Genomic DNA, 25,367 nt, shown 5'->3' with positions numbered 1-25,367 from the left:
TCAAGCTTAGTTAGCGTGGCTTGCTGATTTATCCTCAAAATGGTTTTAAGTCTTTCCTGGCTGATGCCTTGCTTGTTTTAATCTTGCTAGTATGGGTTAACAGCAGTCGGTCAGGTACAAAAATGGCTTTTTCAGATATAGCTCACGAAGTAAAAAGACTGTCGGATGCCACGTCTATAAAACTAGGCCAGGAATATTTCGAATCTCTGGTTGAATACCTTAGCGGTGTTCTAAACGTGGATATCGTTTTAATCGGAGAGCTTGTTGAAGGCAACACCGCGATTCAGACCAAAGCGGTGTTTGCCAACGGTAAAAGTACTGAAAATATCGTTTATCAGCTAGCCGGAACCCCCTGTGAAACAGTGGTCTGTAATGATGCTTGCGTGATCAGCAAAGATGCCCAACAGACGTTTCCTGAAGACCTGTTACTGCAGGACATGAATGTTGAAGGCTATGTAGGGGTGCCGCTTTTTTCGCTTGAAGGGGCTCCTTTTGGGCTGATCATCGCGCTGAACAGCCTGCCGATTAAGAATGAAGACTTCATACTCACATATTTTGATCTGGTTGCAGGCCGTATCGCTGCTGAGTATGAACGTCTGCGCATAATGAAGTTATTAACAGACCAGGAAAAGAAGTTTCGGGACATTGCCCACTGTTCATCTGACATCATCTGGGAAGTTAATGAACACCTCGAATACAGTTTTTCATCAACAATTCCTGATGGCATTTTAGGCTATCGACCTGAAGAGCTAATCGGAAAAAAACCGTTCGATTTCATGCCAGAAAAAGAATCCGAAAGGGTGCAGGTGCTGTTTCAGCCTGTATGGAATAACCGGGAGAAGTTTTCAGCGTTAGAAAATCTGAGTATCCATAAAGATGGAACTCTTGTGTATCTGGAAACCAGTGGCGTCCCCATATTTGATGCCAAGGGAGAGTTTCGGGGATACCGGGGACTCGATCGCAATATTACCGAACGTAAAGAGAAAGAGCGTGAGTTGCAATTGGCAGCGACGGTTCTCGAGACTGCCACCGAAGCTGTCATGGTGACGAATGTCGACAGAAAAATAATCAAGGTAAATAAAGCTTTCACCGAGATTACTGGTTACGCAAGGGATGAGGTTCTGGGGAAAAGCCCGGCACTGCTAACCTCAGGTCATCATGACGGGGCTTTTTATGCAGAAATGTTCAAGACGCTTGAGCTGGTTGGTAAATGGGAAAGTGAAATCTGGAACAAAAAGAAAAATGGCACTGTTTATCCGCAATGGCTGTCAGTTTCTGCAATGTATGATGATCAGGGTGGCTTAAGTGGCTATGTTGCTGTATTCAGTGATATCACCAAGCGCAAAGAATACGAAGAAAAAATAGAATACCAGGCAAACTATGATGCGCTTACCGGCCTGGCGAACAGACATTTATTAAAGGATCGGTTTGCCAGCGCTATTTATCGGTCTGACAGAAATAACAGTCAGGTATCGCTATTGTTTATTGACCTCGATCGCTTTAAACAGGTGAATGATAGCTTTGGTCATACTTTTGGTGACCGGTTACTGAAACAGGTTGCCAAGCGGTTAAATGGACATGTCAGGCAGTCAGATACTGTGGCGAGGCTTGGGGGAGATGAGTTTGCGGTGATCTTTCCTGACTTGCCCGGCACCCATCATATGGAAGACACGATCAGAACCATACTGAGTACCCTTGCTCAGCCGTATCACATTGATAGCAGTGATGTTTATCTTTCTGCCAGCATTGGTGTAACGGTTTATCCTGAAGACGGTAATACAATTGAAGAGCTGTTGAGAAATGCTGACAGTGCAATGTATAAAGCCAAAAATCGTGGCCGAAATACGTTTCAGTATTACTCCGCAGACATGCACCTGGAAGCTCAGCAGCGGATTCAGCTTGAAAATGCTTTGCGTCAGGCAATATTACAGCAAGAGTTTGTTTTACATTACCAGCCAATTATTGATGCACGTACCAGCCGAATAGTCGGGGCTGAGGCGCTTATACGCTGGCAACGTCCTGATGTTGGATTAGTGTACCCTGCAGAGTTTATTGAACTGGCAGAAGAGTGTGGATTAATTTCGACTATAGGAGAATGGGTGTTGCAGGAAGCATGTAGGCAAGTGGCCGAAATGCTGGGAGGCTGTGCGGATGACTTTTTTGTGTCCGTTAATGTCTCATGTTATCAGTTCCAAAAAACCGACGTACCTGAACTGGTTCGCAATACCTTAAAAGCCAGCGGGCTTCAGCCACACAGACTTGTTCTCGAAATCACAGAAAGCATTATGCTGAATGATGATTGTCAGATCTTAGAGCAGTTTGAATCATTAAGAGGCATAGGTGTAGGCATTTCGATTGATGATTTCGGCACAGGTTATTCGTCTTTGAGTTATCTGCATAAGTACCCGATTACTACCCTTAAAATTGACCGCTCCTTCGTCAGTGAACTTACCTCAAATACTCAAAGTCATGCACTGGTAACGGCTATTCTGGCGATGTCTGAAAGCCTGGGGCTTAAGGTAATTGCTGAAGGAATAGAGGAAGAAACGCAGGCGAGTATTCTTTCACAGCAAGGATGTCTGTTTTTTCAGGGCTTCTTATACAGCAAGCCTTTGGCCTTTGATGTGTTCAGGCAGATGGTAGCCGCACCACAAAATGAACCTCTGCAGTAGCTGATTTTTTCGCTTATCCGAGATGGGATTTTTAAAGTTTGTAAGGTTCTTCTTATCAGGAAGTTATAAAGAACTATTCGCGTGGTTAACTGTGATTTCATAGTTAGCTATGTCCCTGGCAATATCATTTTTCACGTTCTGTTCCTGATAGGGTTTGTTGCTGGCAAAGCCGTTATTTCTTGCTGAATCGTTATTTTTTACTTCCTGTGTAAAAGCATTACTTTCCTTAAACATTCCCCTGAGCTTTTCTACATCGACAGAGTTGTCATTACGTTGTAATATTTCGATCATATAATCTGGTATATACCAGATTGGTTTGTAGTTTTTCTGCTTTCAATCTAGATGAGAATTTAAGCCATGGCGTTACGCATTTTTGACCTGGACGAAACCATAACCTGTTGCGATACCTCGTCGCTGTTTTGTGAATATCTGAAGGAAACCGGTCTGGTAACGGATCCTGGTTTTGTTGCGGAAGAGCAACGGCTGATGGATGAGTACGCACGGGGATCTATGTCGGTGGTGGAATATATCCGGTTTCAGATGAAACCTCTGGCAGATATGAATGTAGCGGATATCGATCATCTGACAGAGCGCTTTGTTGCTGATGTGATCGTGCCGAAGATTTATCCGCAGGCAAAAGTATTACTGAGCGAGTTACGCAGTGCAGGACACCGGGTAGTGATCGTTTCGGCAACGGCAACCTTTATTGTGCGGGCAGTAGGGAAACAGCTTGGAGTTGATGAAGTGCTGGCGATTGATCTTTGTGTTGATGGCGATGACTGCTATACCGGCGAGATTGATGGTGTGCCAACTTATAAAGAAGGCAAGGTAACCCGGCTAAATGCATGGTTGGAGGCGGAGCAGGAATCTTTGAAAGGCGCAGCATTTTACAGCGATTCAATGAATGACCTGCCATTGCTGGAAGTGGTTGAGCAGCCGGTGGCGACTAACCCTGATCCGCGCCTGGCGGTGATCGCCCGAGAGCGTAACTGGGCACAGCTTAACTGGACAATTTAAGCGGCGGTCAGGTTATATCTGCCCGCCATTAGAAAACAGTGCTGCTCTTGTGAACTGAGCAGCCTGATAAAAATGACGGGTAGACTTATGCATCCTATTGTTAAACAAATTACTGATTTGTTTGAAGCTGAAGGTAATCAGACCTACGGCGAAGATATTACACAAACCGAGCATGCTGTTCAGTGTGCTGAACTGGCTGTGCGTGCCGGCGAGTCTGATGCGCTTGTAACGGCAGCGTTGCTTCATGACATCGGACATTTACTTGCGACAACAGATCTTGCTTACGGCAATTATAAGCACGACGCCGTAGGTGCCGGGTTTCTGGCCGAGTACTTTTCTCCAGCGGTCACGGAGCCTATTCGTTTACATGCGCAGGCAAAACGTTATCTGTGTTCTGTTGAAAAGGGCTATTTGGAAGGGCTGTCCGCAGCGTCTCTTGATTCGCTGCACCATCAGGGTGGTTTGATGAGCCCGGAAGAATGTGATGCTTTTCTGGCCGAAACCTATGTTGAGTCGGCGATTAAGCTGCGTCGCTGGGATGATGAAGGCAAAATCCAGGAGCTGAGTATGCAGCCTTTTCGGCATTATTTGCCGCAATTGCAGGCCAGTACTCAGCCATTGGAAGAGGGAGCTTAGTCATGCCTGAATTTAATAAAGACAGCTTCATGCGTCAGGGCTATATTGTTTTAGATCAGGGGCTGAGCAAAGCAGATATGCAGATGCTCGAGGCAGCCAGTGCTGATTTATACCGCCACTCAGACTATCTGCTTGAGCAGTTACAGGCCAGCGGTGAAAGCCTGAATGATTTTTATCAGAAGAATCTGCAGGAACTGATCGTTGTACCGGAGATAGACGACGGGTTAAAAGTTTGCCGCTACGAATACATTAAAGGCTTCAATACAGTGATCCGTGAACAGCTGGTACCTAAGCTGCAAACATTCATTAAAACGCTGACCGGCGATGACTTCGTACTTTTTAAAGATAAATGTAATGCTAAAAATCCGGGTGGCGGGGCATTTGAACCACATCAGGATGTCATTGCTTATAATCATCTTAAGCCTAATTTTCATGTGACTGTGGCCATTTTTCTGGATGAAGCAACGCTGGAAAACGGTTGTCTGTTCTTCCCGGAGAATTATCGCCGTGATCTGAAAGGGCATGACTATGAATTACAGACCACACCGAATGGTCAGCTACCGATACTGCCAAGTTATGACGGTGGTAGCAGCCATGGTGCTATCCAACAGGAAGTGGTCGACCGGATTAAGTGGCAGCCGATTGTAGCAAAGCCGGGAGATGTGGTTATTTTTGATTCTTATGTGCCGCATTATTCAGAAAAGAATGGTTCCGATAAATCCCGCCGGGCTATGTTCTATACTTTTAACTCTTTGCATTTCGGTGATTTCTACGATGACTACTACGATATGAAACACCGGGAATTTGATAACCCAAGTTTTCATGTGGCGACGCCTACCGCACACAGTAAATCTACTGTGTAGCAGCTTCAGAAAGAATACTAACGGGATGCTTTGCATCCCGTTTTTTGTGGGCGCTACAAATTAACTGCAGAAGTATTGCGGCGTTCCAGCCTGATGTTCACTGAGAGTAATTGTAAAAAATACGTTATCTGACTGTCACTTTTCTGTCATCAAAGCGGCTGATAATAATTTGGTATAGACCAGGTGGAGCAGCGTGCTCTGCTGACGCTGAAAAATAACAACGGCTTAGCCGTTACTTCTATGCTGAATGAGGACTTCGAGATGAAACTGATCGCAAAAGCGCGTTTATTGGCGGTTGCATTGGGAATGGGGGCTGCACTGCAGGCTCAGGCACAAACTGACCTGACTGTTTATACGGCGTTAGAAGCCGATCAGTTGAAAACCTATGCGAAGGCTTTTGAGAAGCAGAATGCTGATGTGAAGATCCGTTGGGTACGTGATTCAACCGGTATCATTACAGCGCGCTTGCTGGCCGAGAAAGAAAATCCTCAGGCGGATGTAGTGCTGGGTCTTGCTGCTACCAGTTTGCTGGTACTGAAAGACCAGGGAATGCTGCAGAGTTATAAGCCTGCAGGTGTTGAGCAACTGAGTAAAAAGTTTGTTGATAATGATGCAACACCTTCATGGGTGGGGATGGATGCCTGGGTTGCGTCTATTTGTTACAACACCATTGAAGCAGAAAAACTCAACCTGCCTAAGCCGACAAGTTGGCAGGATCTGACACGTCCTGAATACAAAGGCCATGTCATTATGCCTAACCCTAATTCTTCCGGTACTGGCTTCCTGGATGTATCCAGCTGGTTGCAGAGCTTTGGTGAAGAGCAAGGCTGGGCGTTCATGGATAAGCTGCACACTAACGTAGACCGTTACACACACTCAGGTTCTAAGCCTTGTAAGCTGGCAGCTGCGGGTGAAACAGCTGTGGGTATTTCTTTTGCTTACCGTGGTGCCAAGCTAGTCACAAAAGGCGCGCCGATCGAAGTGATTTTCCCATCTGAAGGTCTGGGTTGGGATATGGAAGCGGCAGCAATTGTGAAAGGTACTGACAAGCTGCAAGCTGCTAAGACTCTGATGGATTGGGCTGTAACCCGTCCGGCTAACGAGCTGTACAACGAAAGTTATGCAGTTGTGGCTATGCCTGGTGTTGCCAAGCCAATTAAAAACTACCCGGTTGATATCGCCGATCGCATGATCAATAACGATTTCCAGTGGTCTGCTGTAAACCGCTCACGCATCCTGAAAGAGTGGCAGAAGCGTTACGACAGCAAGAGCGAACCTAAGAAGTAATTACACTTCGCACTGAAAAGCGGCAGGTCTTTTTGACTGCCGTTTTGTCGTATTAAAGAGCCGTTTTAAAGAGTCGGCTTCCGAAACCGTATTCATAAATTCTATTCAGAATCAGCAATGCCGTTGATAACAGGATGTTTCAAAGCGGCATATGATGGAGTGAGACAGATGTCTGCTGCCCCGTATTTAAATATTCATCAACTGGAAAAACGTTTTGGCGAGTTTGTCGCACTGCAGGATATATCCCTGCAGGTCAAAGAGGGTGAGTTTGTTTGCTTTCTGGGGCCGTCCGGTTGCGGTAAAACAACTCTGCTACGGACAATTGCTGGTCTTGAGCAGGCGCAGCAGGGAAATATTGTTCAAGCAGGAAAAGACATCACTCAATTGCCACCACAGCAGCGTGATTTTGGTATTGTTTTCCAGTCTTATGCGTTATTTCCGAACCTGACAGTGACAGAAAATATTGCTTACGGCCTGGTAAATAACAAACTGAGCCGCCAGGACCGTACGGCCCGGGTGAACGATTTACTGGCACAGATTGACTTACCAGGCATAGGTGAGAAGTTTCCGGGACAGCTTTCAGGTGGCCAGCAGCAGCGTGTTGCACTGGCCCGTGCACTGGCAATTCAGCCTGGTCTGCTTTTATTAGATGAGCCTTTATCTGCACTGGATGCACGGGTACGCTTGCATTTACGTAAAGAAATTTGTGAGTTACAGCGTTCGCTGGGGATTACTACCATCATGGTCACCCATGATCAGGATGAAGCCCTGACAATGGCTGACCGCATTGTGGTGATGGATCACGGCACAATTGCTCAGGTTGGTACACCGGAAGAAATTTATCGTCATCCGGCTACATCTTTTGTTGCAAGTTTCATTGGAAGTATGAACTTGTTACCCGGCCGGGTTTTGGAAGGGCATAACCTGTTGATTGGTGATACAGAATTGTCTTTGCCGCTGATGCTTAATCAAAGTGTCGAAGAAGGCTTACTGGGGTTTCGCCCGGAGATGATCCGGGTATTACAGCATGCTGAAACAGCAAGCGCGGAGAACCTGTTACTTCAGGGGGAAGTTGCTCAGGTGAGTTTTATGGGGGCCTTTGTACGTTTAGCTGTGACGATTGCACTGGATACGGATATCGAAGTTGATATGCCAGTACAGCAATATTCGCAGTATAAGCCTGCGATAGGTGAGTACTTACATATGGCGATTGATGCGGACAACCTGCATTTCTATCCGGAGCCACCAATTGATGAACCAACCTTAGTCAGCGTACGTCAGACTGAAGTAGTCGCTTGTATCGAGGCACAGCTGGACGGTGTTATGGAGGCTCAGGCATGAGTGAGTTTGTTGCTCGTCGGCTGAGTTTGCCGGCCTGGAATACGGAAGGTTTTTTACAGCGGGTTTTATTATTGCTGGGGGTTCTGTTTTTAGTGTTGGGGCTTTTGGCACCGCTGAGCACTATGTTACTGAAGAGCTTGCAGGATCAGACTGGAAACTTCATTGGCCTGGCTAACTATGCAGAATATTTTACCACTCCAGCGTTATTCGGTTCGATCCTTAACTCACTGATTATTGCCTGCTGGACAACAGTGATTGTTGTTACCTGTGCCTTTATAACGGCATACGCACTGACCCGTAGCGGCATGGCGGGCAAGAAGGGATTTCGCCTGATCAGCAGTCTGCCTTTATTTGCACCGTCATTACTACCTGCGTTAAGCATGATTTACCTGTTCGGTAATCAGGGCATTTTGAAAGACTGGTTACCGGTGGACTCTATATACGGGCCGGTAGGCATAGTGATGGGACTCTGTTTCTGGATTTTTCCTCATGCATTGATGATCCTGACGACAGCAATGGCGAATAGTGATGCACGTTTGTATGAAGCGGCTAAGGCACTAAAAACCCCAGGCTGGCGGGTCTTTCTGACCATCACATTGCCGGGTGTCCGCTATGGTTTAGTGAATACAGTTTTTGTTTGCTTCACGTTGGCCATTACCGATTTTGGTGTTGCTAAGGTAATAGGCGGGCAGTACAACGTATTAGCAACTGATATTTATAAGCAGGTTGTGGGCCAGCAGAATTTCCAGATGGGAGCTGTGGTCAGTGTTATTTTGTTGTTACCGGCGGTTCTGTCGTTCTGGATTGAGCGACGTGTACAAAAGAGGCAGGTCGCTCAGGTGAGTGCCCGTGCGGTTGCTATTCAGCCAGAATCGCAGCCTCTCAGAGATAATCTGTTAATGCTGTTCTGTGGTGTGGTCTCAGCGTTTCTGTTGCTGGTTATTGGTATGGCGATGTATGCGTCTTTAATTACCTTCTGGCCATATAATCTGACGTTGTCTTTGGACAATTATCAGTTCGATATGATGGATGGTGGAGGCTGGGAGTCGTACTTCAATTCATTGCGTATGGCGTTCTGGGTCGCGATTACCGGTACTGCAGTTATTTTTATTCTGTCTTATCTGAATGAAAAGATTAAAGCCTTGCCGATGTTGCGAAAAACGATGCAGTTTCTGGCAATGCTACCGATGGCCGTACCTGGAATGGTATTGGGTTTATCCTATATCTTCTTCTTTAACTCGCCGGATAATCCGCTGAACTTTATATACGGCACGTTGGCTATTTTGGTGCTGAATACTCTGGTGCACTTTTATACTGTGTGTCACCTGACAGCCAGTACCAGCCTGAAGCAAATTGATGGCGAGTTTGAATCGGTTTCTGCATCGCTGAAAGTGCCTTTTTATACCACTTTCAGACGGGTAACTTTGCCATTATGTTTACCTGCTGTGCTGGATATATCGGTGTATCTGTTCGTCAATGCAATGACGACCGTCTCTGCTGTTGTATTTCTTTATTCGGCTGATACAACTCTGGCATCGGTTGCGGTTATTAATATGGATGAAGCGGGGGATACCGCGCCGGCAGCAGCAATGGCAGTATTACTTATGTTTACAGCGCTGGGTGTGAAGAGTGGCCACTGGCTGATCAGTAAAGAGCTGTTATCACGCAGTCAGCGCTGGCGTCATGCTTAATGTTCCTTTGTCTGGTGCTTAAGGTGACTTAAGTACCAGATAATATTTATTTAGAATTCTAACCTGGTCTATACCAGATTGTGATGTTATTTCCTTCCTGTATAATTCTTGCTTCAGTAATCACACGCAGCTTATGGCCGAATGCGCCATGATGAGGTGAGAATGTATCGTTATTCCCGTCAGTATATCGGACCGGTTCAGGCCATTATCATGGACTGGGCGGGCACCACTGTAGATTTTGGTTCACGGGCACCTATAGAAGGGTTTCAGCGCCTGTTTGCCAGTCGTTGTATTGATATCAGTGAAACAGAAGCACGGGGGCCTATGGGAGCGGAGAAGCGTGAACATATTCGTCAGTTGTGTGAGCTGCCCCGTATTCGGAATGCCTGGCAGGCACAGTTTGGAAAACTGCCGGACAGTAATGATATCGACACTATGTTCGAAGACTTTGTGCCAATGCAAATTGAGGCGATTGCTGCAACATCAGTGCTTATTCCAGGCGTGACAGATTTACTTCTCTGGGCAGAACAGCGCAATGTTCGCATTGGTGCGAATACCGGTTATGCGGACTTAATGGTGTCTGGGTTGCTGGAGCGCGCTGCAGAGCAGGGTTACAGTCCGCAGAGCATGGTGTGTGCTACACAAGTCAGTAAAGGCCGGCCTTATCCTTATATGAGTTTGACCAATGCTATGCAGCTTGGCGTCGAAAACCTTGCCGCCTGTGTAAAAATTGATGATACCCAGCCAGGCATTGATGAAGGCCTGAATGCCGGTATGTGGACCATTGCACTGGCGTGTAGTGGTAACGAAGTAGGCCTGAGCCTTGAGAAATGGCAGGCACTGTCAGCGGAAGAACAGGATAAATATCGTCAGCCTGCGTACAAAAAATTCCGTCAGGGAGGCGCGCATTATGTGGTTGATACAATCGCTGACGCAATAAGCTGCCTGGAAGATATTACCCGCCGTCTGGCATTAGGAGAAAAGCCTTGAGTGCAATGGCCATTGGTCTGATTCTGATTTCCACATTATTACATGCCGGCTGGAATTCAATCGGAAAACGCTCGGGCACCAGCGTATCTTTTTATATGTGGGCCACAGCCTGCGGCATGGTTATTTTCAGTCCGTTCCTGTTCGATGTCTGGCGAGATGTGTTGCAGATGCCAACCGAGTTCTGGTGGTTGATTGTATGTTCAGGTATATGTCAGACAGTCTATTTAGTTGGTCTGGCTAAAGCATATCAGGGTGGTGATCTGGGCATGGTGTATCCGTTAGCCCGCGCATTGCCGGTACTTATAGTGCCGCTGCTGGTGCTGGGTGCGTACGGACATAGCTTGTTATCTATTGAAGATATAGTTGCCTTAATCCTTATCTTTCTTGGCGCGATGATTTTACCTGTCAGACGCTGGCGGGAATGGCACCTGCGTGCTTATATGACGCCTACTGTAGGCTGGGCCATCGTCGCCGCTTTAGGCACAGCCGGATATTCTTTTACCGACAGTGCTGCGGTTCATCTTATGCGGGAGCAGGGGTTTACAGCCTTTCAGGCCGGCAGTGCTTTTGCAGTTGTACAAGCTGGTGGAATCGTTATCTGCATGTTGCCAGTATCTTTGTTGCTGTTTAAGGAATCGTTGTTTGGCTCAGTATTTAACCGGCCAGGTGCTTTCCGCTCAGTTGCGATGACAGGGGTATTCATTGTCGGAACTTATCTGTTAGTGCTGATCAGTATGTCGATGGTGACTGAGGTCAGCTATGTGGTTGCATTACGTCAGCTAAGTATTCCAATTGGCGTCGCTATCGGTGTGCTGTGGCTGAAAGAGTCATTGAGTATGACCCGTTTACAGGGCGTAACTTTGATGCTGTTAGGGTTGGTTTTGGTGTCTTTATAGATATTCAGTTTTCCTTAGCTTGTCATGCAACGGGGAGCATATCTTCCTGCCAGAGGCACCAGTAACGGACAGTTGCTTTCGGGGTGTTGCTGAATACTGCAACGTAGATTAAAAACTTCATGTATCAGGGATTCAGAAGCGGTTTCCGCCGGACTTCCCTGAGTGATTACTTTGCCGTTTTTCATATAGATGAGATGGTCGGCAAACTCGAAGGCTTGATTCAGATCATGTAATACGATGAGTATGGTTTTCTGATGCTGATCGTTTAAGTGTTTGATCAGGTTCAGAAGATCATACTGATGGCTCAGATCTAAATAGCTGGTGGGTTCATCTAGCATGAGAATATCGGTTTCTTGTGCCAGTATCATCGCTAGCCAGGCACGTTGTCGCTGTCCACCGGATATATTTCCCAGCGATTGCTCGGCCAGGGCCAATAAATCTGTGTTGGCCAGAGCGGAATTGACTGCTTGTTTGTCCGTTTTTGATGGCGGCAGAAAGCCTTTACGATAAGGATAGCGGCCAAGCATCACCAATTCGTTGATTGTCAGTGTTTCTGGTGCCTGAGGGTGCTGTGGTAGAAACGCCATTATCTGTGCCAATTGCCGAGGCCTAATTGTCTCTAGTTGTCGGTTACCAATCCATACTTCGCCTGATTGTTTAGGGTGTAGCCCGGCGAGTGTACGTAATAGTGTTGATTTTCCACAGCCATTCCCCCCCAGTAATACAGTTATTTTTCCTTTAGGAATTTTTATCAGAGCTTCATCAATTAATATTTTTTGACGGTATCCCGTCTGTAAATGTTTACCCTGAATTGCTGTTTCAGTCATATGCTTAGTGCCCCCGAATGCGTTGTTGCCAGAGTAAAATCAGAATAAATACAGGTACACCTGCAATCGCCAGCATGAGTCCCGCAGGAATTTGTATCGGAGCGAAAAGGGTGCGGCCGAGCATGTCAGCCAGCATTGTTAACATGGCGCCATAACAGAGTACAGGTAGTGCTAGTTTATCCGGTTGAGGAGGGTGAAGTTTACGTGCCAGGTGTGGGGCCAGCAGGCCTGCAAAGCTAAGAGTTCCGGCAGCAGCTACCGCGACTGAGCAGAGTGCGCAGGCGATAAGTAAGCAACTGCTTTCCATCCAGGGTGTCCGGCTTCCCAGCATTGTGGCGCTGTCGCTATCGAGTAGCATGGGGGTTATCTGGCGGCAGGCTAAATAAGCCAAAGGTAAAAGCAGCAGGCACCAGGCAATGGTGTTGATAAGCGTTTGCTCGTTGGCACTACTGAAACTGCCTGCCAACCAGGTCATGATCGTAGCTAAGCGCTGTGTTTCAGTGAGCACCATCAAACAGCCAATTAAAGCACTTAGCAGGCTGCTCAGGCCTATTCCTGTCAGAATCAGGGCGATTGATGCAGTGCCCCTGCAGAGCCACCATAGTGTAATTGCAGTGACAATACCGCCAGTCAGGCCGATAAGTGGTAACCAGAGATAAGTGATTTCAGGTAGCCAGATAATGGCGCTTATGACGGCCAGTGCAGCCCCCTGATTAACACCAATGATTCCAGGGTCGGCAAGCCGGTTGCCGGTAACTGTCTGGAGTAGCAGGCCAGCAATTCCCAGACTCGCGCCAACCATTGCCGCAACTATTACTCTGGGTAAACGCAGTTCAAGTACCGTTTGGCTAACTTGCTGCCATTGAACTGTATCCCAGAGTATTTGCCATGATGAGTTGCTTCCGGACAGAAGGCAGAATAATACAATAATCGGAAGTAGCCATAGGTACGTAGGTATCTGAATGTTTGATATCATTGGGTTTTATACCTCTGCCTGATTTGCCAGATAAACCAGGGAACACCAATGCAGGCTAAAGCAACGCTGGGTGGCAAGCGATCGTTAGCATCTAGCCATTGAACCCCTGCATCAGCAAGAATCAGTAACAGTGATCCCAGTAGCGCACTGCCAGCAAGGTGTCCGTATATTTTTTCTGAAAAGCAGAAGCGGGCAAGATGTGGAACTACAAGACCAATAAAGAGAATTGGGCCGCAAACAGCAACTGCTGAAGCAGTCAGTATTAAAATTACACAGCTAACCAGGAGCAAAATTTGACGGGGGGCGGCACCTACTCCACGTGCTGTTTCCTGGCCGGTTTCAAGCAGCTGTAATGGGCGGCAGAGAACAAAAGCAAGGCTAATACCTGCGAGGGTCTGGATCGTTAGCCAGGGTAGCGTTTCTGTATTGACGAGTGAGAGTGACCCTGCCAGCCAAAAGCGGATCGCATCCAGCGCATGTTGATCCAGTATTAAAATAAGGCTGGTAATAGCGCCAAACAGTGTGCTGAGTAATGCCCCAAAGAGCAGTATGCTGTCTGCCGCCAGAGCGCCAGTTGCTATGCGGACAACCGTAAATACACATAGCATTGCAAGCCCGGCACCAATGAAGGCTGCCACGAAGCTGAATAAGGGAGTGAAAGGTAAAGGGCTAATCAATAATGCCACTAAACCTAGAGCCGCACCCTGATTTAGTCCCAATAATCCCGGGCTGGATAGCGGGTTGCGGGTGAGTCGTTGTAGCAGACAACCTGCGCAACCGAGGGCAGCTCCAGTCAGTACTGCTGTCTGTAAGCGAGGCAGGCGTAGCTCCGTTATTATCAATGATGCCATCGGATCCGGTTGTTGGTTATTTAGCCATTGCCAGACCTGTAACAGACCGATGTTATTATCCCCTGCCGTTAAAGCCATTGGCAGCGAGACCAGAAACAAAATGATTATAACGGTTAGCTGAAAAGGGAAAAATTTATTAGTTAGCTGCATAATTATCCAGAATGCTCTGCAAATCGTTGAGCACTTTTTGCGCTGCAATTGGGCCAATTCCAAGCATCCAGTAACTGTCGTTAACAGGGTAGGTTTTTCCTTTGAGCAAGCGCCAGAAAGGAGACTTTTGCCAGTCTTGGATTAAAGAGCCCTGAGACGGAGAATATTCACTTAATAGAATGAGTGGAGCTTCCAGCTGGGTAATTTTACTTGGAGATCGCAAGCGGACTGCAAAGCCTTTACCTTGCTGGCTTATCGGGCGTTGCAGGCCGCAGTGCTGAAGAATTGAGCCGATAAAGGAGTCTGGCAGATAAAGACGTATATGTGTCTGTAATGAGCGGACGACAGATAACGGTGGCTTGCCAAGCTTATTGTACTTTTCCTGGACAGTCCTGCATTGCTGCTCGAACTTTTCTATCCAGATGTCTGCTTTGGCTGACCTGTTAAGAGCATCAGCAAATAGCCGCAGATTATCAATCCAGCTGGCGCCTATAGATTCACTAAAGACTGTAGGGGCGATACCTGAGAGCTGATCGTATATTCTGCCATGACGTAATTTGCTGCTTATAATCAAATCAGGTTGTAGTTTTAAGAGCAGCTCTAAATCAGGTTCCTGAATCATGCCAAGCGAAATAACTTCATCTGTTATAGCTGGAAGATAATCTGGTAAAGCGTTTATCTGGTAGGCGCTTGTTGCAGCGATAGGGGTAATGCCCAGAGCTATTGCTATATCTAGTTCACCGGTATCCAGCACGGCAATTCTAACCGGGTGTGCAGGCACACAACTTGTACCCAGTGCATGCTCAATCGGCCGGCAATTGCCGGCCGCATAGCTAAACATTGGCAATGCTAAGAGCATTGCCATCAGCGCTGATTTTACCATCGGTATTGGTAGCTCGCTGCCAGAGTGGCTCCGGATGCAGCAATGTGACTGGTATTCTGTGTGCCACGTAATGCCTGACCGTATACGGTGTAGTACTGTTTGTTAAGCAGGTTTTCTATACCGATATTGACAGTATGACGGTCGTATTCATAACGGGCCTGATAATCAAGGGTCGTATAGTCGGTGATTTCAGTATAACGGCCAAACTGATTGTCATTAGTTCTGTCGTTATAAGCATTATTCCGGTTACCGCTGTAGTTTACTTGCAGGCGGTGGAACCAATAACTGTCTGGGCTGTATCCTAAGTAAGCCCGCAACTGTAGCGGCGGAATACGCAAGTTATCCAGTGCTCTCCAACGCTGTAGTGTTTCATCGTATGTTTCACCTTCCATCCAGGTTGCCAGACCACCAACAGACCACTGTGCGTTAATGTTGTGATCAACGGTTAATTCCAGTCCGTAAATGCGTTCTTTTGCACGTGGCAAGAAGATATTAAGAGCGGTTGCTTGTGGTTGTCCCAGATCTGAAGTGCTATAGAACACTGCTGATGTTAACTGGGTATTGCCCCAGTCAGAGCGGGTACCAATTTCATAGTTATCGGTTTTAAGTGGCTTTAACTCAGAGTCTGATAGTGTGAAGGTACTAGATGCATTATTCAGTCTAAGGCCTATATCAGGTAGTTCGAAGCCCTGGGAAAAACTCGCATAGATTTCACTGTTCTCGCTGGCATCATATACAGCGCCGGTATTAAACATAATGTCGTCAAAGCTTATTTTACCGCTCTGAACCGTATTTCCAGACATTGTTGTGAAGGTGTTGAAAGATGCGGTCGAGTGCTGATAGCGCGCGCCCAGTTCCCAGCGGAAGCGGTCAGTCAGGTTTTGTTCGAGTTGCGCAAAAACACCTAAGTCTTCTTGTGTAGCGGGAGGCCTGCCTATTCGGTCGCCGGTGTAACTGAAGATTCGTCCATTACTGTTATCGTAGGTTGTACGGTCGTAGGTAGACTGAGGATTTGCGTAATCTTCCTGATTATAATCTATCCCCCAGCGAATCAGGTTGTCATCGTTGATATCGGTATTGAACGCTAAACGAGAGCCAATACTTTCACTTTCGAGAAAGTATTGCTGGACGGGATTAGATGCAAAAGGAAAGAAGCGAGCCTGGTGATCTCGGTAGTATAGCTGTGCATCCATACTGCCGAGAGGCGTTGTCTCGACGTTCCATGCAAGGTTCAGCAAAGTTGTCTTTGTACGGGGTTGCATGTCTAGTTGCAGGCCGGAAAGGGCCTTGGCTTTAACAGAGCCCTTTGGTGCTGTATTAACGGATGCGTCGGATGTGTAATCGGTATCCTGCTCAGCGTCAAAGTGGCTGGCAGACAGTGTTAATGTGCTGTTCTCAAGATTCCAGCGTAATTTACCAGCCAGGCTGATACTGTCAGTGTCTGACATATCTCCCTGGCTTGGCTCGGGTGCAATTCGATCACCGTCTGCATCATAAAAACCGCCGGTGCGTTCCCAGGCTACATTAAAGCCATAATCAAAATTTTCATTTTGACCACCGGTATATTGTTCCAGCCGGTAACGTAAGCTTTCGCTGTCCAGTTCAGACAGGGAAGTTGCCAGGCCAATTTTGCTGATGGTCTCGTCTGTATTTCGACGGGTAATAATATTGACCACACCGCCTGCTGCGCCGCTACCATAAACGGCACTGCCGCCACGCAGTACTTCAACACGTTCGATGTTGCCGACATCGATACTCATGAGATCCCGGCGGCTATTACGGTTTGAATTTTGCGGGATGCCGTCGATCAGTACTAGCATATTTCGTCCGCGCAAAGTCTGGCTCCAGTTAGTCAGCGTCTGACTGGCAGGTGCCATACCTGGTACTGTTTTCGCTAGTACTTCTCCGAGATTACGCGAGGTCTGTAATTGAGTATTTAGCTCTTGTCTGTCAATCACTGTCACTGAGTGGGCGAGTTCGTTTAATGTTAAGTCTTGACGAGTAGCACTGATGACCAGCGTACTTTCTGACTCATTTTGCCGGTATGAAGAATCAGTAGCGTTAACAGCAGGAGAAATTATTGCCGCAGACATTGGTATTAATGAAAGCGCGACCAGAGTTGATTTCATGGGATATGCCAACTTAAAGGTTAATATAAATGCTAACTATTATCGTTTATGGTATTAATGTTAATAAAAATACCAATAGGAATGCAATTAAAAATGCTTGGAATTTATGATGTAGGTGCAACAGCCTTCTTTGCGAGCCAGTCAGATCAACGCTTTAGCTATTGCTTGTATGTGCCGAAATCCATTGTAAATGAGTCTAAATGTCGACTTCTTGTCGTAATTCATGGGTCAAGGCGTACTGCTGAGGTGTATCGGGATTTGTGTCGGGATTTTGCAGAAACACAAAATCTGATTGTGCTATGTCCACTTTTTCCGATTGGTATTCCAACTATGGAAGATACCGGGGGATATAAGTTTCTTTTAGATAATGGGATTCGTTACGATCAGATTCTGTTATCGATGATTGATGAGGTCGGTAAGAAGTATCCTGTTGATATTGATAAATTTTATCTTCATGGCTTTTCAGGCGGCGGTCAGTTTACTAATCGTTTTTTGTATTTATGGCCTGAGCGGTTGGCTGCTCTTTCGGTGGGCGCGCCTGGGTTAGTTACGCTTTATAGTCATGCAGACTGGTGGGTAGGAACGGGTAACTTAGAGACTCTTTTCGATAAGCAGATGAATGTAGTGGCCATAGAAAACGTGCCAGTGCAGATTGTTGTTGGTGAGGACGATTTAGATACGTCAGAGATTACGCTGAAAGAAGATTCCCATTACTGGGCTGTTGGCGCGAATGATGCCGGTGAAAATAGAGTTCTCCGGGCACAGCGCTTATTTGAGAATTGGCAACCGTTGGTGGATAGGTTGCAGTTTGATAGCGTTAAGGGAGTTGGACATAATGGTTTTGAAGTTCTGCCGGAAGTTTTTGAATTTTTTAAGGTGATTTTAGATGACAGTTGAGAACCCCATGGAAGGCGATACTCTGGCCGCGATTCGTAAAGTCAATCCGTTACAGGCGGAGCTTAGTCACCAGTTAATAGAATTATTTCAGCGAAGTGGTCTTCAGCGTAGTAGTCATTTAACCGAGCGGGATTTAGCTGAACAACTAGGTGTTTCACGCTCGCCTATTCGTGCAGCACTTAAGCTGCTAGAGCATTTTAACGTCGTGAAACCAAGGCCTGCCGGGGGGTATCTGTTAAATTGTGAGAGTGAAGATTTATATCGCTTAGAGCTTGAACTGCCTCAACCACCTTTAGATGCATTGTATGTCAAAATTGGTCAGGACAGGGTCCAGGGAGATTTGCCTAACCATGTAACTGAGGCCGATCTATTGCGTCGCTACGATGTTACTAAGGCTTTGTTGAGTAAGGTCCTGGCGCAACTTGCCAGTGAAGGGCTATTACAACCAGCGCAGGGAAAAGGCTGGAATTTTACAGCTCTTATCGATAATACCGGCAGTAATAGGGAGAGTTATGAGTTGCGTCAGCTAATGGAACCAGCGGCACTTCGTAGCGATGCTTTTCAGATTGATAAACCCAGACTGGATGCCTGCGCTGATTTTCATCGCAGACTGGTTGATGGCTTAGTGTTTGAGATTGCTCCACACACATTACTTACCGTTAATGCAGGTTTTCACCAAATGCTTGTTGATTTTTCTGGTAACCGGTTTTTTTCAGAGATCATGCGTCAACAAAACAGGATGCGACGTTTTACTGAGTCCGGAGCTGTGTTGTATCCGGAACGGATGCAAAAATCCTGTCAGGAACATCTGGATATTATTGCTTGTGTTTTGCAAGGTGATAGGCAGTGGGCTGCCAGTTTAATGGAGCGTCATTTGCAAATATCAGCAAGTGGAGAATTGGGCGTACCTGATAATTCGTAAGTGACGTTACTTGCAGTAGCAGTTAAGGGTTTAGTGTTGCCCGTTTATTCAGCCTTATTTCATTTTTGAAGGTATGCTATCCCATATTCTGATTTATGGATTTCATGTATTTGTCCGTGTAGGGTGAGTAACGTCCGGATTTTTTATAAGGAAGATGATTGATGGCAGCCGGGAGTTTATTAACACTTCTTGATGATATCGCCGCAGTGCTTGATGACGTGGCAATACTGACTAAGGTCGCAGCAAAGAAAACTGCCGGGGTTTTAGGCGATGATCTGGCGGTGAATGCCGAACAGGTGGCGGGTGTTAAAGCTGAGCGGGAAATTCCTGTGGTGCTGGCCGTCGCGAAAGGCTCGATGCTGAATAAGTTGATTCTGGTGCCCGGGGCACTGGCGATCAGCGCATTTATCCCCTGGCTGATTACCCCTCTGCTTATGCTGGGTGGTGCATTTCTGTGTTTCGAAGGGGCCGAGAAAGTGCTGCATATGTTCAGTAAATCGTCGAAGCAGACCGATGATGAAAAGGTTGAGGCCTTGTTGGCGCAGCAGGATACGGATCTGGAACAGCTGGAAAAAGATAAGATAAAAGGTGCTATACGTACCGACTTCATTCTTTCCGCCGAGATCATCGCTATTGCACTGGGAACCGTTCAGGACGCCAGCTTTGCCATGCAATCGCTGGTTATTTCTGTATTGGCGGTACTGATTACTGTGTTTGTTTATGGGCTGGTGGCGATTATCGTCAAACTGGATGATGCCGGACTGTATCTGCTGAAAGATAAAACCGCCGGGGCATTTGCTGCGGTTAAGCGCAGCGTTGGCCGGGGCCTGCTGGCATTTGCTCCAAGGCTGATGCGTACTCTGACCGTTGTTGGCACTGTTGCTATGTTCCTGGTGGGCGGTGGCATCATCGTACATGGGATTCCTCTGTTAGCTGAGTGGGTGCACCATGTGCAACGTTTGGGAGCGGATATCAGTATTTATGTCGCTTTATTTGCACCATCGGTAACTTCTGGTCTGATTGGCTTATTGATAGGCCTTGTGCTGGCCGGGGTGATGAAAATATTTAGCTCAGGTTCACATACCTGATCGTTTGTTCTGTTTTGATAATGCCGCTATAGCGGCATTTTTTATGTCTGATTTTTGTCTTTAGGTATAGGTTTTAGTTACTGATTTTTTGTGACTGTTTATAGCAAATGATTATGCCAGGAAAATAAGCCATAAAAATGTCACGAAAAATACCCATTCCTGTCGTATAAGTTACACATTCAGAAATTAACCTAGATGCAGTCTTCGGATACTCATTAAGTTCTGTATTACAGCGCTTACTGATCGGGTATCCATGTTTGATCCGGTTGATTTTTGAGTAAGTGTATATGTCACAAAAAGTAATTCTTGTCGTGCTGGATGGCCTCGAGTACGGGGTTGGTAAGCAATGTATGGGGTTTTTGCAGGCGCTGCGTGAGCAGCAGCGTGCCACGCTGTACAAATTGCAGTGTGAATTACCCTCTATGTCGCGGCCTCTGTATGAAGCGATTCTGACGGGCGTTGCACCGGCAAACAGTGGCATTGTACATAACACTGTTACACGTCTTTCCAATCAGCAAAGTGTGTTTAATCTGGCACGTGATGCCGACCTTACCACTGCCGCAGCGGCGTATCACTGGATTAGTGAGCTATACAACCGCACACCTTATCGCGCCAAACGAGATCGCCATACAGCTGATCCTGAGTTGGCAATTCAATACGGCAGTTTCTATCACCAGGATCATTATCCCGATGATCATCTGTTTGCCGACGCTGAAGCGCTGCGTCGTCAGCATGATCCTGATTTTCTGTTAGTGCATCCAATGAATATCGATGATGCCGGGCATAAAGCCGGTTGGGATAGCAGCAAATACCGTAACGCTGCCCGCCATGCTGATATGGCTTTGTCCGAGTATTTACCAGACTGGCTGGATGCAGGCTACCAGGTATTGGTGACCTCTGATCACGGTATGAATAACGATTTTAGCCATGGCGGTATTTTGCCAGAAGAGCGCATGGTGCCTTTGTACGTGATGGGCAATGGTTTTTCTCACAGCTCTGAATCACAGCCGCAGCAGCTGGAACTGTGCGGTGCCGTTTGCCAGCTTCTTGGGATTCAGGGACATGCAAAGGCTTACCCGGATAATTTCTTACATGCTGACTTTTCAGGAGCTTTATAAGCATGGCATTAGCAATTTTTGATTTAGATGAAACCTTAGTCGCGGGTGATAGTGCTTCGTTATTTTGCCGTTATCTGGTCGATCACGGTTTTGCTGGTGATGATTTTCTCGCAGGTGATGCCGCATTTTCGGAGCAATACAGCGCCGGCAGTCTGGATATGTGTGACTACATTCGCTTTCAGCTGCAGCCACTGATGCATCTGGATAAGCAACAGATTGATGCTCTGATGCCGGTATTTGTAAATGAATATCTTTCGCCCAGGGTGTATGCCGATGCCCGTGAATTGTTGAGTGCCTGTCGGGCACAGGGAAAGCGTCTGGTGATCATTTCAGCAACGGCGGCGTTTATTGTCAGAGCAGTTGCAAAGGAATTAGAGGTTGAGGATGTGCTAGCCATTGAGCTGCAAGAGACCATTGATTCAGAAACATCGAAAGTAACTTATAGCGGTGAAGTTGCCGGTATACCCAGTTTCAGGGAAGGCAAAATTATCCGGCTGAAGGCATGGCTGGAAGAGCAGGGAGAGTCCATGGATGGTGCGTATTTCTACAGCGACTCAATGAATGATCTGCCGCTATTAGAGCTGGTAGAGCATCCGGTTGCGACTAATCCCGATAAATCACTCAGTGAGCTGGCTACATCCCGTGGCTGGCAACTGATTCGCTGGCCAGCACCTGCATTTGCAGCGTCGGTCTGATTTGAATTCACACTAATTTTTTAGCAGGAACTGAATGATGAATAAGTTGTTAATCGCTGGCGCTACAGCGCTGATGGCAAGCAATGTTTTGGCAAGCTGCCCGGCTGTAACTGGGCCGGATGCTGGTGGTAAATACCCACACATTTTTGAACGTGCCGAATATGAAGCAAAGCAGGGTTGCAAACTGATTTTTGCTGAAAATCCGGCAATTGAAGAGCTCAATGCCCGTATCGCGGGTAACCCGGAGCTGATGTCTCTGGCTAAGCGTATTCCAGCCGAGCCTTTAGTCGTCGCGCCATATCAGCAAATTGGTATCTATGGCGGTGTGCTGGATGGTATTTCTAAGGCAACTGAGTCAGGTACGTCTGATCTGTTGTCTGTGCGTCACGTTAACCTGGTACGTTTCAGCGATGATCTGGCAACTGTTGTACCTAACGTGGCCAAATCCTGGGAATGGAACGCGGACTTCACGGTACTGAAAGTAAACCTGCGTAAAGGCCACAAATGGTCTGACGGTTCTGCTTTCACTGCTGAAGATATTGCCTTCTGGTACAACGACCTGCTGATGAATACTAACGTTATCGAGAAACCTAAGGACCGTTTCCTGTCTGCGGGCAAGCCGGTAATGGTTGAAGTACTGGACGAAACAACAGTTCAGTTCACGATGAACGAATCTACACCGGGTTTTCTGGATAACTTTGCACAGGATTACGCGCAGCCATTCCAGCCTAAACACCTGTTAGCGCAGTTCCATCCTAAGCTGAACAAAGATGCCGACAAGAAAGCTAAAGCGCTGGGCTTTGAAAACGGTTATGCGGTTATCAATTTCTACTACGGTCAGTCTGACTGGAAAGATGTACCAACCCCGCTGCTGAAAGACAAAGCAGCGTCTGACCGCCTGGTTGAAGCTGGCCTGACTGCTATAGCACCAAGTCTTGAGTCTTATCTGGTCGTAGAAGAGTCTCTGGAAGGTCGTCGTCTGGTAGCCAATCCTTACTTCTTCCAGGTTGATACTGCCGGTAATCAGTTGCCGTATATCAATGAAATCAGCGAAGTATTTATCGGTGATGAAGACATTCAAACCGCTAAGCTGATTGCTGGTGAAGTAGATTATAAAGCTCAGGCAGTTAACCTGCCTCAGGCACCGGTTTTGCTGGAAAACAAAGACCAGGGAAAGTACGAACTTGCACTGCGTCCGACCATTGCGCAAACCACTATCGCGTTTAATCTGACAGATAAAGATCTGGAGAAGCGCGCTGTATTCAATGATGTGAACTTCCGCCGGGCGATGTCGGTTGCCATGAACCGTGATCAGATTAACGAGATTGCTTATTTCGGCCTGGGTCAGCCAACTCAGTACACAGGTTTTGATGCGGATACTACGCCTTTCATCACTCAAGATCTGAAGTCCAGCTGGACGCAGTATGATCAGAAAATGGCAACTGAACTGCTGGATAAAGCCGGTGTAGTTGATAAAAACAACGATGGTCTGCGTGATCTGCCTTCCGGTAAAAAGTTTGAGCTGAACATTCAGTATGCGACTCAGGGTACGCCAACTGAGTTGGTTGAAATCATCGCGAATAACTGGACTGAAGTGGGTGTTAAAACCACTATCAAAGAAGTGACTTCTGATGAATACCGTAACTCTCAGACCGCAAACGATCTGAGCGTGCTGAGCTGGGTAATGGGCCGTCCACTGGCAACGCTGGCGAGCAATACTGAAACCCTGTTACCACCTTACGGCAGCTTCTTTGATCTGCGTACCGGTATGTTGTGGGCACAGCACCGCGATACTAAGGGTGCTGAAGGTGTTCAGCCACCGGCAACTGTTGCTGATATGAAGCAGTTGACCGATCGCTTTGTAACCCTGCAGGCAGGTACGGAAGCATCCAATGAACTGGGTGTTGAAATTGCCAAGCGCGTTGTCGATGACCTTTACATTCTAGGCACGGTGAAGGCTGTTTCTCCGGTATACCGCAGCCGCTCACTGGGTAACTTTGAACTGCCTAAAACCTCTTCTTATGAGTTCTACCGTATGTATCCATACCTGGCCACTCAGTGGTTCCTGGGTGCGGAAGGCATGGCACAGAACTGATTATTCGCGCACCTGATCAGGTGCATTACAAAGGAGGGGGGCATTGCCACCCTCCTTTTGTGTCTTTCTGAAAACAGTATGAAGACCTGCTATCAATGCCTTTTCGTCAGGTGTGGTGGCTGAAAACGTACCGATAACAGGTTTTGAGGATTTGCTTGTGATTGCCGATTTTATAGCCAGCACCTGGCTACTGTGGATTTTGCTGAGCGTTGGTGGGTTTCTCTACTGGCGGGGCATGCACAGCCAGTATTTCAATTATGTATTCAGTCGTTATGTGTTGGCGCTGATCACTTTACTGATTGTCAGCGGTATCGTATTTACCTTAATGGAAGTGCTGCCGGGTGACTGTGCTGAAAAGTATATTGCTTATAAGAATACCCAGGGCGAAACAATTACTCAGGCAGATATTGCGGCGGAACGTGCCCGGATGGGGTTAGACCAGCCGTTAGCCGTGCGTTGGGCTAGCTGGGTAACAGACCTGACCTTAAAAGGGGATCTGGGCTTTAGTTGTGCCAAGCGTCAGTCAGTTAATTTGGCGCTGGGCGAACGTTTCTGGCTGAGCTTTATGTTTTGTATGGCCGGTCTGATTTTTGCCTACATCATTGCCGTGCCATTCGGCATTCTGTCTGCTTTTACCATCAACAAAGACTGGAAAGACCGTAATCCTCAGCACACTAAAGCTGAACGCTTTGTAAATACTCTTGGTCTGAGCTTTAACAAACTGCTGGATTTGCAGTTGCGGATTATCAGTTATCTGGGGCTCGCATTGCCGAATTTCCTGTTAGCCCTAAGCATTATTCTGCTGTATGTGTTCGCTGGTGAGCCAACGCCAACCGGGCTGTTTTCTGATGAGTGGAAGAGTGTGCCCTGGTTTGGCGATAACGGTTTTGAGTTTGGCAAATTACAGGACTTTTTGGGCCATATCTGGCTACCGATATTTGTCATTGGCTGGTCTGCAACAGCGTTGCAGTTACAAACAGTCCGGGCGCTGGTGGTGGATGAGTCTAATAAGCTCTATGTAGATGCAGCCCGTGCCCGGGGTGTGGATGGTATGGCACTGTGGGCAGGTTATCCGGTACGCCATTCTATCAGCCCGCTATTTAACAGTGTCGGTTTTGACTTCCAGCGAATCTTCAATGACTTACCAATTGTGGCTGTTGTGATTGGTCTGACGGATGCTGCAGCGCTGTTGATTGAAGCGTTGGCACAAACCAATGATCAGGAACTGGCCGCCGGTATTTTATTCCTGGTCGCGCTGGTGGTTATTTCTATGAATTTTATTACCGATATTGTATTAGCGGCAATTGATCCGCGGGTACGTAAAAGCGTGCTGGGGAATTGAA

The 25,367-nt window shown here is 47.1% G+C and carries 22 protein-coding genes; 16 read left to right on the top strand and 6 right to left on the bottom strand.

The features are described 5' to 3' along the window. The first annotated feature begins 122 nt into the window (after positions 1-122). Entirely contained in the window at positions 123-2,672 is a 2,550-nt protein-coding gene (locus OCU49_RS17680) for a sensor domain-containing protein (protein ID WP_261841881.1), read from the top strand. 63 nt (positions 2,673-2,735) lie between these two features. Here OCU49_RS17680 and OCU49_RS17675 read toward each other — a convergent pair whose 3' ends face one another. Beyond that, positions 2,736-2,963, bottom strand: coding sequence for a hypothetical protein (locus OCU49_RS17675; RefSeq protein WP_261841880.1), 228 nt, complete (start codon positions 2,961-2,963; stop codon positions 2,736-2,738). Positions 2,964-3,029: 66 nt separating this feature from the next. Here OCU49_RS17675 and OCU49_RS17670 point away from each other — a divergent pair, with 66 nt between their 5' ends. From OCU49_RS17670 to OCU49_RS17635, 8 genes are all read left to right on the top strand, one after another. Beyond that, the gene (locus OCU49_RS17670) at positions 3,030-3,689 is read left to right on the top strand and encodes an HAD family hydrolase (protein ID WP_261841879.1); all 660 of its coding nucleotides are present in this window, start codon (positions 3,030-3,032) and stop codon (positions 3,687-3,689) included. 87 nt (positions 3,690-3,776) lie between these two features. Beyond that, positions 3,777-4,325 carry an HD domain-containing protein gene (locus tag OCU49_RS17665; protein WP_261841878.1) on the top strand — a complete coding sequence of 183 codons (549 nt, stop codon included), beginning with the start codon at positions 3,777-3,779 and terminating at the stop codon, positions 4,323-4,325. Positions 4,326-4,327: 2 nt separating this feature from the next. Beyond that, entirely contained in the window at positions 4,328-5,188 is an 861-nt protein-coding gene (locus OCU49_RS17660; protein ID WP_261841877.1) for a phytanoyl-CoA dioxygenase family protein, read from the top strand. A gap of 261 nt (positions 5,189-5,449) precedes the next feature. Further along, entirely contained in the window at positions 5,450-6,475 is a 1,026-nt protein-coding gene (locus OCU49_RS17655; RefSeq protein WP_261841876.1) for a putative 2-aminoethylphosphonate ABC transporter substrate-binding protein, read from the top strand. 168 nt (positions 6,476-6,643) lie between these two features. After that, positions 6,644-7,816 (top strand): putative 2-aminoethylphosphonate ABC transporter ATP-binding protein, encoded by a 1,173-nt coding sequence (locus tag OCU49_RS17650; RefSeq protein ID WP_261841875.1) that lies wholly within the window; start codon positions 6,644-6,646, stop codon positions 7,814-7,816. Beyond that, complete coding sequence (locus OCU49_RS17645; protein ID WP_261841874.1) at positions 7,813-9,507, top strand: putative 2-aminoethylphosphonate ABC transporter permease subunit; 1,695 nt, start codon at positions 7,813-7,815, stop codon at positions 9,505-9,507. Before OCU49_RS17650 ends, OCU49_RS17645 begins: the two co-directional genes overlap by 4 nt. A 162-nt stretch (positions 9,508-9,669) precedes the next feature. Then, positions 9,670-10,497: a phosphonoacetaldehyde hydrolase gene (gene phnX / locus OCU49_RS17640; RefSeq protein ID WP_261841873.1), complete on the top strand. Its 828-nt coding sequence runs from the start codon at positions 9,670-9,672 to the stop codon at positions 10,495-10,497. A gap of 5 nt (positions 10,498-10,502) precedes the next feature. Continuing rightward, complete coding sequence (locus OCU49_RS17635; protein WP_261845254.1) at positions 10,503-11,393, top strand: EamA family transporter; 891 nt, start codon at positions 10,503-10,505, stop codon at positions 11,391-11,393. Positions 11,394-11,407: 14 nt separating this feature from the next. Here OCU49_RS17635 and OCU49_RS17630 read toward each other — a convergent pair whose 3' ends face one another. Genes OCU49_RS17630 through OCU49_RS17610 form a run of 5 tightly spaced genes read right to left on the bottom strand, consistent with a single transcriptional unit; the run spans position 11,408 to position 17,209 of the window. Continuing rightward, positions 11,408-12,220 carry an ABC transporter ATP-binding protein gene (locus OCU49_RS17630; protein ID WP_261841872.1) on the bottom strand — a complete coding sequence of 271 codons (813 nt, stop codon included), beginning with the start codon at positions 12,218-12,220 and terminating at the stop codon, positions 11,408-11,410. Between the two features lie 4 nt (positions 12,221-12,224). Next, positions 12,225-13,196, bottom strand: a complete 972-nt coding sequence (locus tag OCU49_RS17625; RefSeq protein WP_261841871.1) for a FecCD family ABC transporter permease — start codon at positions 13,194-13,196, stop codon at positions 12,225-12,227. Next, positions 13,193-14,197 (bottom strand): FecCD family ABC transporter permease, encoded by a 1,005-nt coding sequence (locus tag OCU49_RS17620; protein ID WP_261841870.1) that lies wholly within the window; start codon positions 14,195-14,197, stop codon positions 13,193-13,195. Before OCU49_RS17620 ends, OCU49_RS17625 begins: the two co-directional genes overlap by 4 nt. After that, positions 14,184-15,062, bottom strand: coding sequence for an ABC transporter substrate-binding protein (locus tag OCU49_RS17615; protein WP_261841869.1), 879 nt, complete (start codon positions 15,060-15,062; stop codon positions 14,184-14,186). Before OCU49_RS17615 ends, OCU49_RS17620 begins: the two co-directional genes overlap by 14 nt. Before the next feature lie 11 nt (positions 15,063-15,073). Then, entirely contained in the window at positions 15,074-17,209 is a 2,136-nt protein-coding gene (locus tag OCU49_RS17610; RefSeq protein ID WP_261841868.1) for a TonB-dependent receptor, read from the bottom strand. A gap of 81 nt (positions 17,210-17,290) precedes the next feature. On the opposite strand from OCU49_RS17610, the gene OCU49_RS17605 reads away from it, so the two are divergent. The 7 genes from OCU49_RS17605 to OCU49_RS17575 all read left to right on the top strand — a co-directional run bounded on the left by OCU49_RS17605 (position 17,291) and on the right by OCU49_RS17575 (position 25,366). After that, the gene (locus OCU49_RS17605; RefSeq protein ID WP_261841867.1) at positions 17,291-18,106 is read left to right on the top strand and encodes an alpha/beta hydrolase; all 816 of its coding nucleotides are present in this window, start codon (positions 17,291-17,293) and stop codon (positions 18,104-18,106) included. Next, entirely contained in the window at positions 18,096-19,028 is a 933-nt protein-coding gene (locus OCU49_RS17600; RefSeq protein WP_261841866.1) for a GntR family transcriptional regulator, read from the top strand. Before OCU49_RS17605 ends, OCU49_RS17600 begins: the two co-directional genes overlap by 11 nt. Positions 19,029-19,189: 161 nt before the next feature. Beyond that, entirely contained in the window at positions 19,190-20,116 is a 927-nt protein-coding gene (locus tag OCU49_RS17595) for a DUF808 domain-containing protein (protein ID WP_261841865.1), read from the top strand. A 287-nt stretch (positions 20,117-20,403) separates the two neighbouring features. Beyond that, positions 20,404-21,234, top strand: coding sequence for an alkaline phosphatase family protein (locus tag OCU49_RS17590; protein ID WP_261841864.1), 831 nt, complete (start codon positions 20,404-20,406; stop codon positions 21,232-21,234). Between the two features lie 2 nt (positions 21,235-21,236). After that, positions 21,237-21,929, top strand: a complete 693-nt coding sequence (locus OCU49_RS17585; RefSeq protein WP_261841863.1) for an HAD family hydrolase — start codon at positions 21,237-21,239, stop codon at positions 21,927-21,929. A gap of 37 nt (positions 21,930-21,966) precedes the next feature. Further along, positions 21,967-24,024 carry an ABC transporter substrate-binding protein gene (locus OCU49_RS17580; RefSeq protein ID WP_261841862.1) on the top strand — a complete coding sequence of 686 codons (2,058 nt, stop codon included), beginning with the start codon at positions 21,967-21,969 and terminating at the stop codon, positions 24,022-24,024. Between the two features lie 157 nt (positions 24,025-24,181). Continuing rightward, entirely contained in the window at positions 24,182-25,366 is a 1,185-nt protein-coding gene (locus OCU49_RS17575; RefSeq protein WP_261841861.1) for an ABC transporter permease, read from the top strand. Position 25,367 lies beyond the last annotated feature (1 nt).

This window comes from Aliamphritea ceti (assembly GCF_024347215.1).
Classification (GTDB): domain Bacteria; phylum Pseudomonadota; class Gammaproteobacteria; order Pseudomonadales; family Balneatricaceae; genus Amphritea; species Amphritea ceti.
Note: the sequence above shows the minus strand (reverse complement) of the source record. Positions and strands in the feature narration are given on the sequence as shown.

Bases quoted from the DNA above. Each gene is read 5' to 3' on its own strand.
- OCU49_RS17655 (WP_261841876.1), top strand. From the start codon at position 5,450: ATGAAACTGATCGCAAAAGCGCGTTTATTGGCGGTTGCATTGGGAATG.
- OCU49_RS17580 (WP_261841862.1), top strand. From the start codon at position 21,967: ATGAATAAGTTGTTAATCGCTGGCGCTACAGCGCTGATGGCAAGCAAT.
- OCU49_RS17670 (WP_261841879.1), top strand. From the start codon at position 3,030: ATGGCGTTACGCATTTTTGACCTGGACGAAACCATAACCTGTTGCGAT.
- OCU49_RS17590 (WP_261841864.1), top strand. From the start codon at position 20,404: ATGTCACAAAAAGTAATTCTTGTCGTGCTGGATGGCCTCGAGTACGGG.
- OCU49_RS17630 (WP_261841872.1), bottom strand. From the start codon at position 12,220: ATGACTGAAACAGCAATTCAGGGTAAACATTTACAGACGGGATACCGT.
- OCU49_RS17610 (WP_261841868.1), bottom strand. From the start codon at position 17,209: ATGAAATCAACTCTGGTCGCGCTTTCATTAATACCAATGTCTGCGGCA.
- OCU49_RS17660 (WP_261841877.1), top strand. From the start codon at position 4,328: ATGCCTGAATTTAATAAAGACAGCTTCATGCGTCAGGGCTATATTGTT.
- OCU49_RS17620 (WP_261841870.1), bottom strand. From the start codon at position 14,197: ATGCAGCTAACTAATAAATTTTTCCCTTTTCAGCTAACCGTTATAATC.
- phnX (WP_261841873.1), top strand. From the start codon at position 9,670: ATGTATCGTTATTCCCGTCAGTATATCGGACCGGTTCAGGCCATTATC.
- OCU49_RS17645 (WP_261841874.1), top strand. From the start codon at position 7,813: ATGAGTGAGTTTGTTGCTCGTCGGCTGAGTTTGCCGGCCTGGAATACG.
- OCU49_RS17680 (WP_261841881.1), top strand. From the start codon at position 123: ATGGCTTTTTCAGATATAGCTCACGAAGTAAAAAGACTGTCGGATGCC.
- OCU49_RS17615 (WP_261841869.1), bottom strand. From the start codon at position 15,062: ATGGCAATGCTCTTAGCATTGCCAATGTTTAGCTATGCGGCCGGCAAT.
- OCU49_RS17665 (WP_261841878.1), top strand. From the start codon at position 3,777: ATGCATCCTATTGTTAAACAAATTACTGATTTGTTTGAAGCTGAAGGT.
- OCU49_RS17600 (WP_261841866.1), top strand. From the start codon at position 18,096: ATGACAGTTGAGAACCCCATGGAAGGCGATACTCTGGCCGCGATTCGT.
- OCU49_RS17605 (WP_261841867.1), top strand. From the start codon at position 17,291: ATGCAATTAAAAATGCTTGGAATTTATGATGTAGGTGCAACAGCCTTC.
- OCU49_RS17675 (WP_261841880.1), bottom strand. From the start codon at position 2,963: ATGATCGAAATATTACAACGTAATGACAACTCTGTCGATGTAGAAAAG.
- OCU49_RS17650 (WP_261841875.1), top strand. From the start codon at position 6,644: ATGTCTGCTGCCCCGTATTTAAATATTCATCAACTGGAAAAACGTTTT.
- OCU49_RS17595 (WP_261841865.1), top strand. From the start codon at position 19,190: ATGGCAGCCGGGAGTTTATTAACACTTCTTGATGATATCGCCGCAGTG.
- OCU49_RS17635 (WP_261845254.1), top strand. From the start codon at position 10,503: ATGGCCATTGGTCTGATTCTGATTTCCACATTATTACATGCCGGCTGG.
- OCU49_RS17625 (WP_261841871.1), bottom strand. From the start codon at position 13,196: ATGATATCAAACATTCAGATACCTACGTACCTATGGCTACTTCCGATT.
- OCU49_RS17585 (WP_261841863.1), top strand. From the start codon at position 21,237: ATGGCATTAGCAATTTTTGATTTAGATGAAACCTTAGTCGCGGGTGAT.